The organism is Tepiditoga spiralis, from assembly GCF_014701195.1.
Taxonomy (GTDB): domain Bacteria; phylum Thermotogota; class Thermotogae; order Petrotogales; family Petrotogaceae; genus Tepiditoga; species Tepiditoga spiralis.
Map to the genome: position 1 here is coordinate 48,063 of NZ_AP018712.1, position 13,479 is coordinate 61,541.

Below are 13,479 nucleotides of genomic sequence, written 5' to 3' on the forward strand. Positions count from 1 at the left end.
ATTTAATTATTTAATTTTAAAATCTTGTCCAAGCTGTACTAAAGGAGTTAACATTTATTTTATGTGGATAATAGGAAACTGAAAATTCTGGGTGTATACTTAAAAAAGGAGCTTTTGTATATAATATAGTAACTACTACACTATCTATTATACCATCTAATTCACGTTTCTTATAACTTCCTGCTGATTCAATAGTATGCCAAGAATCAATAACTTTTGTTCCAGATTCATCTAATTTTTGGTGTAAAAACCAAACAGAAACATTACCATCTTCACAATTATATCGTGATTTATAATAGGCTGTTCCTGTAGAATACGGTGGTATAGTGAAAGTTTCACCACATCTTACTGTTTTTGTTTTTTGCATTGCAGCATTAACTCCTAAGCCAAGCTTTCCATAAGTAAAATCCATTGATAAATTTCCAGTTATACCACTCGTGAAAGCATAAGAAGTTGTATGATAAATGGATAAAGTTGCCTTCTCAGGTCCTGTTGAAATAACCTCCGCATCAGCAACCTTTTTAATTGTTTCAAGCTGGTATGTAGTATAATTTTTTTGCCATTTTATCGCTGATTTTTCTATGATGTAATTTGGCTTAGAACCGCCACCGCCACCACCGGTTCCAACAACGGCAGACATTTGTGAATCCGACATACTTTTTACTGATACATCTTTTTTAATTGTTGCAAAGGCGTTCATTGGCATCATGGTCAATATAAAGGTAAATAATATTAACCATGATATTCCTCTTTTTGTTTTTTTCACTTTTTTCTCCTCCTCATTTGTATTTTTAATAGCATAGCTATTATAATCACTAAAAATAATATAGTTATAATATAATAGGTTGTTTCTCCATACTTAGAATAAATTGTTTGTTTGTATATTACTGGTATTTCATAATTAATTATTTTTGTTTCAAATAGTTTTGTCTTTTTTAAAACTTTTCCATTGTTGTTTATTATTTGGGTTATTCCAGTATTCATTAATTGTGCTACATATACGTTATTTTCTGCTGCTCTAAACTGCATGAATGCTGATGTTATGTATGGTATATTTGAATATCCAAAAAGTCCATTGTTTGATAATAAAAATATTATTCCTGCTCCTTTTTGTTTTAATTCAGTTGAAACATTTTGAAAAAATGCTTCAAAACATATTTCTACTCCTATTTTTATATTGTTTATTTCAAATGGTCTTATTTCCTTTCCTTTTTTAAAATAGCTTTCATAAAATGGTACTGTATAGTTTTTATTGTACTTTCCTAATATTTTTCCTGTTTTTGAAATTAAAAATGCACTGTTGTATTCTTCATCGTTTGGTTCAAGGTCTGGTGTTCCAAATAATATATTAATTTTATTTGTTTTTGCTATGTTTATTATTTTATTTTTGTATTCTGGTATTCTCATTATCCATCTATGCACTGCTGTTTCTGGCCATACTATTAATTCTGATGAATTCTCTTTTATACTTAGATTCATATATTTTTCAAAAATGTTTTTCATTTTATTTTTTTCTTCTGCTTTTTTGTATTCTTTTGCTGTAATGTTTCCTTGTATTAGTCTTACTTTTAATGTTTCTTTCTTTTTTATGTTTATTCCATTTATATTTTTTATATCATTCGAACTATTAAATACAAAATATGCAAGAAAAAATCCCAATATAAAGATTATGTATTTAATATCATTTTTTTTGAGTTTTTTATTTTCCTTTAATTTCAAAATACTTTCTAATATTATTACATTTATTAAAACAACAACAAAAGATATTCCATACAATCCTATATATTTAGATAAATACAACATTAAGTCATTGTTGTGTTGAGTTATTCCTACATAAAATGTAAATCCTACTAACATTTTATTGGTAATAAATTCTATGACCATCCATCCTAAAGAAATCATACATATTTTTTGTATTTTTACTTTTAAACTATTATAAATCATCTTTACAATAATTGTATAAATCATAAAAGTAATTCCCATTATATTAACTAATAAAAGAAAGATTAAAATATTAATTAAAATACTTTCACTTTGAATATGTAATATTGATAAAAAAATAATTGTTCCAATTAATGTTCCTTCAAAAAATCCATACCTTAAACTTTTTTCATTTTTCTTCACTACATAAAAATATGGAATTAACGCAAAGTATCCTAAAAATCCAAAATCAAATGGTGGGTAACTTAAGAATACTAATAATCCGCTTTTTCTATATAATAATTAAGAATTTCTGATTTTAAATTTTTATTATTTATCTTTGACACATACAACACAGTCATTATATTTGCAAACACAACAAAAGCAAACAATAAAGTTAAACTCAAAAAAATTTTTTTAATCTTATAATATAATTTATTCTTCATAACTCTCTCCTCATATGTTTTATATTTATAAAAAAATATTAAATAATAATTAAATGATAGTTCATTAAATAAATTAAAACAAATTATTTTTTTATTTATGTCATAAACATTATATCAAAAAAAAAAAAATCAACTATTTTTACTAAACAAATAAACATTTTTACCTAAATATAATGTTTTTTTGATTAATTTATATCATTTATTTTATTTTTTTATTTTATTAATTTTATATTAAATATTAATATTTGTGAATTTAAATTTTATATTTTTTATAATGTTATTATTAATCATTTTTATTATAAAAGTTTGTGAAACTTTATTAAATATTTATTTTTTATAAATATTTTAATTTAACATTTCATTATTAACACAATATCAACTTCAAAAATTTGAATGGCGAATGTTTTATTTTTTCACTATTTTCCATCGTTACTTTCACGCTTTTTATGAGTTTTTATAAAAAAATATCCCAGCACCCGCTGGGATTATATCTTTTCTATTTTGTATTCGTCTATGTTTCTCTTTTCTGAGTTTATGTTTATTCCTACTATATAAATTTCTTTCCCTTTGTATTTTTCATAGTACTTCATTTCTTTTATTTGGGTTAAGGCTTTTTCTGCACTTTTATCTATCTTTATTTCCATTATGTATATGATGTCTTCCTCTATTACTATATCGCTTCTTCCTAAGTTCGTTAATTCTTCTGCTGTTACGTTCAGTCCTGCTGATGCTAGTATTGTGTATATCAATGAATGATAGTAACTTTCTTCTTTTTTGTGCAAGTTGTATGGTATTGCACTTATTATTCTTTTTATTTCTTTTATTATTCCTTCTATGTCTTTTTCTTTTATTGCTTTCCATATCGTTTTATTTATTTCTTTTATTTTTCCTCTTTCAAGTTCATAGTTTGCTTCTAATATCATCTTTGAAAAACTGTTCTTTACTTCTATGTTTGGATAGTCTAATAAATATTCATATTCCATTCCATACTGTTCTTTTCCTTTAAAGGTTAAGTATCCTGCTTGTGTAAAGAATATGCTTGCATTTGCTTCTTCTATTTCTCGGGTTGAAAAGTCTAACTCGCTTACTGGATACTTCACTAAGTCTTCATATCTTATCTTTTTTCCTTTTATGTATTCATACAAGAATGATGGTGATCCACTTTCAAACCAATAGTTTTGAAACTTTCTTTTTTTGAAAAATTGTAGTATTGAAAATGGATTGTATACAGAATTCTCTCCATCAAATGAAAATCCATTGTAGTACATCTTTAAGTTTTTTAATAACTCTTTTTCTTCCATTTTCATCTCACTTGCTGTTTCTTTTATGTGTTCTTTAAAGTTTTTTTCTAATTCTTCTTGTGTGTATCCCAACATCTGTGCGTATGTTTTATCTAATGATATATCATTTAAGTTGTTCAATGCTGAAAACACTCCTGTTTTTGTAAACTTTGTTATTCCTGTCATGAATACAAACTTTATGTATTCATCTTTTGATTTTATACTCACATAAAAGTCTCTCAATATTTCTCTATACTTTTCTGCTTTTTCTTTGTTGTTTATATTGTCTAATATTGGTTTTTCATATTCATCTACTAATATTACTACTCTTTCTTTTTGGGATAGTTTTATTATTAGTTCATTAAATGCATATTTATAGTTTGTATTTTCTATTGTTATTCCATATCTTTCCGCTTCTGTTTTTATTATTTCTAATAAGCCATACTTAAAACTTTGTTCATTTTCTGTTGAGACATCCAATAAACTTATTCTTATCACTGGATACTCTTTGAACTCCCATTTATCGTATATATACGTTCCTTTAAATAAGTCTTTTTCTCCTTTAAAAAGATAGTAAAGTGTTGATATCGTTAAACTTTTTCCAAATCTTCTTGGACGTGATAAAAAGATTGGTGCTTCTGAACTTATTAATTCTAATATATACTTTGTTTTATCTATATATGTATAATTTCCTTCTTTTATTTTTTTATAGTCTTGTACTCCTATTGGTAGCTTTTTCATCTTTATCACCTCTAATTTTTATTATACCATAATTTTTTATACTACTTTTTAAGTTATTTAAAAATAAAAAGCTATTATAAGATAAAAAAACCTCCTGATATTATCAGGAGGTTTTTTTATCTTAATTTTAATCCTTTATTAAAAGCTTTTATATTTATTTCTACAAATTTAGGTTTCACAAGATTTTTTATAGCATTTTCCCAATCAATATTACTTAAATTCATTTCTTTTACAAGTGCTCCAAGCATCACTATATTTTGAACCTTTACATTTCCAAGTTCTAAGGCAACTTCATGTGCATTTAAAACCAAAGTGTCTACTTTTTCTTTTAATTCTTCTATAATATTTTTTGGATACTTTGCAGTTCCAGCTAAAATAGGTGCTGAACCTATTGCATAATCATTAACTACTAACTTTCCTTCTGGTTTTAAATACTCTATCCATCTCATTGCTTCCATTTTTTCAAATGAAATTAATATATCCGCTTCACCTTTCCCTATTATTGGTGAATAAACTTTTTCGCCATATCTAACTTGAGTTGTAACTGATCCACCTCTTTGAGCCATCCCATGAACTTCAGACATTTTAACGTCATAACCATCATTTATAAGTGCTGTTGATAAAATTTTTGAAGTTAAAATTATTCCTTGTCCACCTACTCCAACTAAAAGTATATTTTTTGTCATATTATTCACCCACCTTTTTTATTGCATCAAATGGACAAACTTGAGCACAAACAGAACATCCTACACATGTATCTTGATCTATTATAGATCCTATTTTTTCATCAAATGATATTGAAGGACAGCCTATATTTAAACACATCTTACATTTTTTACATTTATCAGAATCAACATAATACTTTTGTGGTTTTAGTTCAAACTGTTGCATATCTATTTCTGTGAATTTTTTTAGAGCACATGGCCATTTTGTTATTATTACAGATGGTTCTGTTAATTCCATTGCTTCATTTATAGAATCTTTTACTTCCTTTAAGTTGTTTGGATTTATCGTTCTTATATGTTTTATTCCAACTGCTTTACAAATAGCTTCTATATCTATTATTTCTGCTTTTTCTCCCATTAAAGTATATCCAGTACCTGGGTTTTCTTGATGACCTGTCATAGCAGTTATTCTATTGTCTAAAATTATTATTGTTGCATTACTCTTGTTGTATACTATATCTATTAATCCAGTTATTCCAGAATGGAAGAACGTTGAATCTCCAACTACACCAAATACTTTTTTCTTGGTTCCTGCTTGTTCAAAAGCTTTTATAAAACCGTGAGCTGCTGAAACTCCAGCTCCCATACAAACAACTGAATCCATAGCATTTAAAGGTTCTGCAGATCCAAGTGTATAACATCCTATATCTCCTGTTATTACAACATCTTTCTTTTTACCTAATTCATAAAATAAACCTCTATGAGGACATCCAGAACAAAGTGTTGGTGGTCTTGAAACTACTTTTTCTTTATTTTGTTCTACTATTTTTGATTTTTCACCAAGTAATGCTTCTCTTATTATATCTGGATTTAATTCAAGTGTAATAGGAATTTTTTCTTTACCAATTACATTAATTCCCATGGCTTTTATTTCTGTTTCTAAAAACGGTTCATTTTCTTCAATTACATATAATTTTTTTACCTTACTTGAAAATTCTTTTATCATTTTTTTAGGTAAAGGATATGTAAATCCCAATTTCAAATAAGATGCCTTATCTCCAAATACTTCTTTTGCATATTGATAAGAAATACCTGAAGTAATTATACCAATTTCTTCTGTATTCCATTCTTCTTTATTTAAAAATGTATTGTTAGCATATTCTTCTAATTTCTTTAATTTTTCTTCAAGTTCTATATGATGAACTCTTGCTCTTGCTGGGGTTGCAACAAATTTTGGAATATTTCTTGAATATGGTTTTATTTCAACATTTTTTCTTTCTCCAAGTTCAACTAAGCTTTTACTATGACAAACTCTTGTTGTAAGTCTAAACAAAACTGGCACATCATATTTTTCACTTATTTCATATGCTTCCATTGTAAAATCTTTTGCTTCCTGACTATCTGATGGTTCTATTAAAGGCATCTTGGCATGTCTTGCATAATACCTATTATCTTGTTCATTTTGAGAAGAATGCATTCCCGGATCATCTGCAGTTACTATTACACATCCTCCATTTACACCTAAGTAAGCATAAGTAAACATTGGATCAGCAGCAACGTTCATTCCAACGTGTTTCATAGCAGATAAACTTCTTGCTCCAGCCATTGAAGCACCAACTGCTACTTCTACAGCAACTTTTTCATTAGGTGTCCATTCTGAATATATTTCTTTATATTTTGCAATATTTTCAAGTATTTCCGTACTTGGAGTACCTGGATATGCTGCAGCAACATGTACTCCTGCTTCATATGCTCCTCGAGCAACAGCTTCATTACCAGTTAAAAGCTTTTTCATTTTCTTATCTCCTTTCTTTTTTAATATTCAATTTTATTATAGCTTATTTAACATTAAAAAAACATCTGCTTAAAGCAGATATTTTTTTGTTTAAATAGATATAATTGCTAAAAATTAAATAATATAACTAATTTTTAAATGAAAAAAAATTCAGTGAATTTTTTTTCATACTTTAAATAATTTTTTTGCATTTAAGAATAATATTTCTTTTAATGGTTCAATATCTATTTGTTTAATTTCTGAAATTTTTTCATAAACATACTGTATATATAACGGATTATTTCTCTTTCCTCTATATGGAACCGGTGGTAAAAATGGTGAATCAGTTTCTGGTAAAATTTTATCTATTGGAGTGTATTTTAATACTTCTCTCAATTCTTGATTTTTTGGATAAGTTATTGGACCATCAAAACCTAAATATAATCCCATATCTAAAAATTTTTTTGCATTTTTTCTATCAGAAGAATAGCAATGAACTACGCCTCCCATTTCTGGTATATTATGTGTTTTTAAAAAATCAATTGCTTCAGTGTAAGCATCTCTAATATGCATTATTATTGGTATATTATTTTTATTTGCAATATATAATTGTTTTTCAAATCCTATATATTGATCTTTTTTATCAGTATCCCAATGAAAGTCTAATCCTATTTCTCCAATTGCTATAACTTTTTTATTTTCTATTAATTTTTCAATTTCATCATAATCATCATGTTTTAAGTTTTCAGTTTCTGTTGGATGTATTCCAACAGAACAATAAATATTTTTTACTTTTTTAGATAATTCAATAGTTTTTTTTGAAGATTTTAAATCTATACCTACTTCAAATAAAAACTCAAACTTTTCAGACAATTCTTTTATTAATTCTTCTCTTTCATTATCAAAATGTTCTAAGGTTAAATGACAATGTGTATCTATAAGCTTCAAAGTACACCTCCAATAATATCTTTTTATATTTACTAGTATTATACCATATTCACATAAATCATTAAGATTTTTAATCAATATTAATATTTTGACAATTTTTTAATATTAAAAACAAGTTTTTTTGATAAAATCTTTTGTTAATGAATTATTTTAGTTTTTTTATGATAAAATAATAATAGGAGAGTGAAGTATGAAATCTTTTGTTTTTGATTTAGATGGAACATTATTAAATTCTAATATAGAAATAACTCAAAATACTATAAATTCTTTAAAAAAACTAAAAGAACAAGGAACTTCTATAATTATAGCAACTGGAAGAATGTACAGTTCTATGATGTATATTATAGAAAAATATCTACCTTTTTTAAAGGGTTACTCTCCACTAATTGCATATAATGGAGCTTATGTTTTAGACAAAAATAAAAATATCTTATATGAAAGTACAATAGAAAATAAAATAGCTTGTAAATGTATTAAATTTTTAAGAAATGAAAATATTCATAGACAAGCTTATATAAATGATGTTTTAATTGTTGAAGAAGATAACAATGAGATTAAATCATACTCAAAACATGCCTCTATTAAGTATGTTGTTGTTAAAGATTTAATAGACGAAATAAACAAAAGAAACAATGTAATAAAATTATTAGCAATAGGAAAAGAAAATATAATTTTAGAACTTCAAAAAAAATTGAAGAAAAACTTTGAAAAAGACTTAAATATAATACAATCTTTTAAAACATATCTTGATTTAGTTCATAAAAACACTTCAAAAGGGGCAGCATTAAAAAAAGTATTTGAATACTATAATTTAAGCTTTGATAATACGTATATCTTTGGAGATTCACAAAATGATATTTCTATGCTTAATCTTACTAAAAATAGTTTTGTTTTAAATAATGCGTCTAATGAAGTAAAAAAACATGCAAAATATGTTATTCCTTCAAATGATGAGGATGGTGTTTCTTTTGCAATTGAAAAAATTCTTTCTTCTAATAGTTTTACTTATAGTAATTAATGAATTTTCATCATACCCTATTTTAAGCGAGAATAAAATAATTGGTCATATCTATACAGATCTTAAAGCTAATATAAATAAAAATGAATTAAACGGATACATACTGTCTTTAAATCAAATAGATCCCGAATTATGTTATCTTGCAATAGGATCCGTTAATAATTTTGAATTAATAGAAAATTTATTTTTAGATATAGGAACAGAATTAAAAAATAAAAACTTTGATTTTGTTATTTTTGGAAACTTAAAAACATTAAACAAAGAAACAACTGATTATTTAAATTACATAGGAAAATCTCCTTATCTCATTTCTGAAGTTTTATATAGAATGATTAGAGGTTTTGAAACAGCTGGAATTGTTCCAGTTTTAAAAATAACTTCTGATGATGATACAAAAGTAAAAAATTCTTTAAAAAATAGAGCTGGTGCCATATATACTTACTCTGAAGAAATAAATAATCTTGATATGTACTTAAAAAATAATAATGTATATTTAAAAAAAGATAGAATTTTAAGATTACCATGGAAAACAGAAACTTCTTTTTTAAAAGATTCAATAAAATCTATATATGAAAACAGTATCATATTATCTGGTTGGAGAAAAGATAATTCAAAGTTATTGTATAGAAAAATAAATTTTACAGAAACTAAAATGATTACTTATTTTTCTCATTCGGTAGAAAGTTTAGCTAAAGAAGTTTTAGACGGAAAAAAACTTGCAACTGGAAAAATAACATGGTAAAGGGGGAATTTTAGTGGAAAAAAAAATAGAGGAATTAGAAGAAAAAATAAAAAAATTAGAAGAAGAAATTATTGGTTATAAAAATAGAGAACAAGAAATGGAATTTTTAATAGAACAATATAATTCATTAGTTAAAGATGAATTTGATTCTTTTGATGAATTTGTAATGAATCTTGTAACAAGAAAAATAATAGATGAAAACACAAGAGTTTATTCAAAAGAATTTTTTGAAAAATTATTTTCTATTTATTACCAAAAAGCATTTGAAATGGATAAAGAATGTGGAATTATAACTATAAGACTTCCGTACTTTGATAAAGTAAGTGGAGAAGAAAAAAAAGTAGTAGAAAGAGAAATTGGAAAAATTTTAAGAGAAAGCGTAAGAATTCCTTTAGACATAATTGCACGTTATTCAAATGTTAGTTTTGTAATACTTCTAACAGATATTACTAAAGATGTTTTTGATACTATTTCTGAAAGAATTAAAAAAAGACTTACAACTTTAACTGATTACAGCAATAATTTTAAAATGAAAAGATATTATATACCTGTTGATGACGTTAAAACAGAAGATATTTTAAATGATTTAAGGTAATTGGAGGAGATTATGGAAAGTTTGAGAATAGATAATACTGGTAAATTAATTGTCTCAGGTATGCAACAAGCCAATGGCATTTTAGAAATTTCAGGAGCTAAAAATTCTGTTTTACCGATAATGGCTGCTTGTATTTTAACTGACGAAAAAATAATTTTAAGAAACGTTCCAGACATATCAGATGTAAATACTATGATTGAAATACTTGAAAGTTCTGGAAAAACAGTAAATAGAGTTAAAGATACTTTATATATTGAAAAATCCGAAAAAATAAACTCTGAAATCCCTTATGAACCCGTTAGAAAGATGCGTGCTTCCTTTAATGTTTATGGACCATTAACTGTTATAAACAAAATATCAAAAGTAGCTCTTCCTGGTGGATGTTCTTTGGGTGCAAGACCTGTAAACTTCCATATTGATGGATTAATGAAACTAGGAATAGAAAGTAAAATAGAACATGGATTTGTATATGGTAAAATAAAACCTATAGAAAAATCAGAAGTTCATATAAGTTTAGATTTTCCAAGCGTTGGAGCAACCGAACATATATTGACAACTGCAACTTTAATTGATGGAGTTAAAACAATAATAAATAATTGCGCTATGGAACCTGAAATTGATGATCTTGCAAACTTTTTAAATAAAATGGGAGCTAATATAGAAGGCATTGGAACTTCAAAAATAATAATTCATGGTGTTAAAAAATTACACGGAATTGATTATAAAGTTATCCCTGACAGAATAGAAGCAGGTACTTTTATAATAATGGGAGCTTTAATAGGAAAAAATTTAACAATAAAGAATATAAATGCTGAACACCTTGAAAGTTTATTTTCAAAATTGGATGAAATGAATATAGAATATAATTTAAAAGGAAATGAAGTTAAAATATCTTCTTCATTAAATAAAAAATTAAATGCCACAATAATAGATACAGCTCCTTATCCTGGATTTCCAACAGATTTGCAATCTCAAATGATGGTACTTTGTTCTTTAATCGATGGAAGAACAACCATAAAAGAAAATATTTTTAGTAATAGACTTTCTATAATAGATGAATTGAACAGAATGGGAGCTAATATAAAAGCTGAGAATAATAACTTAGCAATAGTAGATGGCGTTAGATTTTTAAGTGGGGCACCAGTTCAAGCAACAGATTTAAGATCTTCTGCAGCTTTATTATTAGCTGCACTCGTTGCTGAAGGTGAAACAATAATAAACAATGTAGATCATATATTTAGAGGTTATGAAAAAATTGAAGAAAAATTAAAAAATGTTGGAATAAAAATTGAATATTATGAATAAAAAAAATAACGATTAAATCGTTATTTTTTTTATTCATATATTAATTCGTCTAAATATTTTTCATAATAAAGTTTTATAATTTCTTCTATATTAATTAGGCTTTTATTTAAATAAACTTTTGAATATTCCGAATATACTTCAAATATTTTTCCCATTATTATAACAACTTTATCTGAATAACTAATTGACTTTTTATAATAAATATTTTTTAATATTTCTTTTTTCACTTTTTTTAAAAATTGTTGGAATTTTATTTCTTTTAACTCAAATAATGTTTTTTGGCATACTATTATCAAATTAAAATTCATTTTATTTCTTATATTATCTATTAATCCACTATTTTTTTCAATATCTACTGGATAAGTTTTTATTATTTTAAACCCTGATTCAATAATAGGTATAATAATTGAAACCCAACCATCTATACTATTATTATTGTAGGTTAAAACCATATAAGAATTATTTTTTAATACTCTTCTTCCTTCTAAAAAAACATGCTTTAATTCTTTTATATAATCATCTTTTTTATAATTTCTACTCTTATTAACTACTATTTCTTTATCTTTTTTTAAAGAATCATTTTTAAAATAAATATATTCATTATTTAATAAAATTCTTTGCCAAACATAAAAAAATTCTGAAAGTTCTGAATAATTAATCGATGAAAAATAAGGTGGATCAGTAATAATATAATCTATAGACTCATCTGGAAGTTCTTTCATATTTTTTGAAGAATTACAAATTAAAAAAGTATTTTTATCTTTCAAATCTTCAAAATTTTTAGCAAATATTGCATTTATTTTTTCTTTTTCTAAAAATATTTTTTCATTCTTATTATAATTTTTTTCAAAAATATTATAATTAAATTCTTTTGCTTTTATATAATTTTGAAAAAATTTTTTAAAGGTCCCCGATCCAACTTTTGCTCCCCACATATTATTTTCAACACTAATTACAATAGGAGCAAAGTGATGATCACCAAATAGAGGTTCACTTTTATTATAATCTTTTTGAAAAGAACAAAATGCATTATTAGAATTTAAAAAGTTTGAAAACAAACATAAAAATTGTTCTCTTATTTTTACGTTTCTTATTTCTTTTATATTTTTTAATAATAATGAATGAAAGTATAATTGACTTTCATAAAACATATCTTTCCAATAAAAATAATTATGATTAAATAGTCTTTTTGTTTCATCTCCATAAGGAATTTTTTGATTTGGAATAAAATCAAAATCTATATTAAATTTTTCTGAAAAATGCTTAATATCATCATTATCTGGTATTTTTATTTTTCTTTCTTTATTATCATAATATTCAATGGCAATTATTTCATTTTCTACATCTTTTTGATCTCTTAAATTAAAAATATTTCCACATTCACAAGTTACTTTTCCTCTTTTATAATTTCCTAAAAATGAATTAAATTTTATTCCACAATTTTTACAAGTTACTATTTCATCATTTGACTTTATTAAAGAACCACAATTTTTACATATGGTATAATTAATAAAGTTTTTTCTCTTTATATTAGTTAATCTATATGTTGGAAAAATTTTTATTTCTTTTCCACATTTACTACATTTTGTTTTTTTTGATCTAAATAAATAAATTACGTCACACAATTCTCCATTTTCATTTTTAATTTTATAATAATTACTAATTTCTTTACCTACTTCAAGTTCAATTTTATTAAAAGTTTTTTTTAATTCTTCAATTTCAACGGATTCTAATTCACACTTTGTTATAAACCAAGAAACTGGATTTATATCATATCCTACAATTTTTCCTCCCATTCTCAAAACATTTATTGGAATTGTGCCTCCACCAAAAAATGGATCTAAGACAATTTTATTCTTTAATAACATTTCATTATTTAAATAAAAAGATTTTTCAACATTTTTATTCATTAAAGAAAGCAAGATCCCACGTATTAATGAATCTGTTTTTCTTGAAAACCATTTATGAACAGAATAAATAGGTTTTCTATGAACTACTTCCTTTTTAGAAATATCTGATATAAATTTATACGGAAAATCATTCAA

At 24.7% G+C, this 13,479-nt stretch carries 12 protein-coding genes and 1 pseudogene; 4 read left to right on the forward strand and 9 right to left on the reverse strand.

The features are described from left to right. Positions 1 to 16 precede the first annotated feature (16 nt). The 8 genes and pseudogenes from IGS63_RS00230 to IGS63_RS00260 form a co-directional block, all read right to left on the reverse strand. Positions 17 to 766, reverse strand: a complete 750-nt coding sequence (locus tag IGS63_RS00230; protein WP_190615052.1) for a hypothetical protein — start codon at positions 764 to 766, stop codon at positions 17 to 19. Next, positions 763 to 1,803 carry an apolipoprotein N-acyltransferase gene (locus tag IGS63_RS00235; protein ID WP_232521378.1) on the reverse strand — a complete coding sequence of 347 codons (1,041 nt, stop codon included), beginning with the start codon at positions 1,801 to 1,803 and terminating at the stop codon, positions 763 to 765. Before IGS63_RS00235 ends, IGS63_RS00230 begins: the two co-directional genes overlap by 4 nt. Beyond that, a pseudogene (locus IGS63_RS11705) lies at positions 1,798 to 2,148 on the reverse strand (hypothetical protein); the annotation flags it as partial. The pseudogene IGS63_RS11705 and the gene IGS63_RS00235, both read right to left, overlap by 6 nt. Before the next feature lie 47 nt (positions 2,149 to 2,195). Next, entirely contained in the window at positions 2,196 to 2,366 is a 171-nt protein-coding gene (locus IGS63_RS00240) for a hypothetical protein (protein ID WP_190615054.1), read from the reverse strand. Between the two features lie 485 nt (positions 2,367 to 2,851). Further along, positions 2,852 to 4,387, reverse strand: coding sequence for an ATP-binding protein (locus IGS63_RS00245; protein WP_190615055.1), 1,536 nt, complete (start codon positions 4,385 to 4,387; stop codon positions 2,852 to 2,854). A 116-nt stretch (positions 4,388 to 4,503) separates the two neighbouring features. Then, positions 4,504 to 5,073 (reverse strand): indolepyruvate oxidoreductase subunit beta, encoded by a 570-nt coding sequence (locus tag IGS63_RS00250; protein WP_190615056.1) that lies wholly within the window; start codon positions 5,071 to 5,073, stop codon positions 4,504 to 4,506. A gap of 1 nt (position 5,074) precedes the next feature. Then, on the reverse strand, positions 5,075 to 6,847 hold the full coding sequence (gene iorA, locus IGS63_RS00255) for an indolepyruvate ferredoxin oxidoreductase subunit alpha (protein WP_190615057.1): 1,773 nt from the start codon (positions 6,845 to 6,847) through the stop codon (positions 5,075 to 5,077). A gap of 165 nt (positions 6,848 to 7,012) precedes the next feature. Then, a complete protein-coding gene (locus IGS63_RS00260) occupies positions 7,013 to 7,774 on the reverse strand; it encodes a TatD family hydrolase (protein WP_190615058.1) in 762 nt (253 codons plus the stop codon). Between the two features lie 190 nt (positions 7,775 to 7,964). Between IGS63_RS00260 and IGS63_RS00265 the strand changes: the two genes are divergently transcribed. From IGS63_RS00265 to murA, 4 genes are read left to right on the forward strand one after another with little or no spacing between them, the layout of a single operon-like run. Continuing rightward, on the forward strand, positions 7,965 to 8,792 hold the full coding sequence (locus IGS63_RS00265; RefSeq protein WP_190615059.1) for an HAD family hydrolase: 828 nt from the start codon (positions 7,965 to 7,967) through the stop codon (positions 8,790 to 8,792). Continuing rightward, the gene (locus tag IGS63_RS00270; RefSeq protein ID WP_190615060.1) at positions 8,749 to 9,534 is read left to right on the forward strand and encodes a hypothetical protein; all 786 of its coding nucleotides are present in this window, start codon (positions 8,749 to 8,751) and stop codon (positions 9,532 to 9,534) included. The genes IGS63_RS00265 and IGS63_RS00270 overlap by 44 nt, the downstream gene beginning before the upstream one ends. A 13-nt stretch (positions 9,535 to 9,547) precedes the next feature. Further along, positions 9,548 to 10,129 carry a diguanylate cyclase domain-containing protein gene (locus IGS63_RS00275; RefSeq protein WP_190615061.1) on the forward strand — a complete coding sequence of 194 codons (582 nt, stop codon included), beginning with the start codon at positions 9,548 to 9,550 and terminating at the stop codon, positions 10,127 to 10,129. A 12-nt stretch (positions 10,130 to 10,141) separates the two neighbouring features. Continuing rightward, positions 10,142 to 11,434, forward strand: a complete 1,293-nt coding sequence (gene murA / locus IGS63_RS00280) for a UDP-N-acetylglucosamine 1-carboxyvinyltransferase (RefSeq protein ID WP_190615062.1) — start codon at positions 10,142 to 10,144, stop codon at positions 11,432 to 11,434. Between the two features lie 29 nt (positions 11,435 to 11,463). On the opposite strand, the gene IGS63_RS00285 is transcribed toward murA, so the two are convergent. After that, entirely contained in the window at positions 11,464 to 13,479 is a 2,016-nt protein-coding gene (locus IGS63_RS00285) for a hypothetical protein (RefSeq protein WP_190615063.1), read from the reverse strand.

What these genes read in the sequence shown, in the direction of transcription:
- IGS63_RS00245 (WP_190615055.1), bottom strand. Translation starts at nt 4,387, where the DNA reads ATGAAAAAGCTACCAATAGGAGTACAAGACTATAAAAAAATAAAAGAA.
- IGS63_RS00240 (WP_190615054.1), bottom strand. Translation starts at nt 2,366, where the DNA reads ATGAAGAATAAATTATATTATAAGATTAAAAAAATTTTTTTGAGTTTA.
- iorA (WP_190615057.1), bottom strand. Translation starts at nt 6,847, where the DNA reads ATGAAAAAGCTTTTAACTGGTAATGAAGCTGTTGCTCGAGGAGCATAT.
- IGS63_RS00265 (WP_190615059.1), top strand. Translation starts at nt 7,965, where the DNA reads ATGAAATCTTTTGTTTTTGATTTAGATGGAACATTATTAAATTCTAAT.
- IGS63_RS00250 (WP_190615056.1), bottom strand. Translation starts at nt 5,073, where the DNA reads ATGACAAAAAATATACTTTTAGTTGGAGTAGGTGGACAAGGAATAATT.
- murA (WP_190615062.1), top strand. Translation starts at nt 10,142, where the DNA reads ATGGAAAGTTTGAGAATAGATAATACTGGTAAATTAATTGTCTCAGGT.
- IGS63_RS00235 (WP_232521378.1), bottom strand. Translation starts at nt 1,803, where the DNA reads ATGTTGTATTTATCTAAATATATAGGATTGTATGGAATATCTTTTGTT.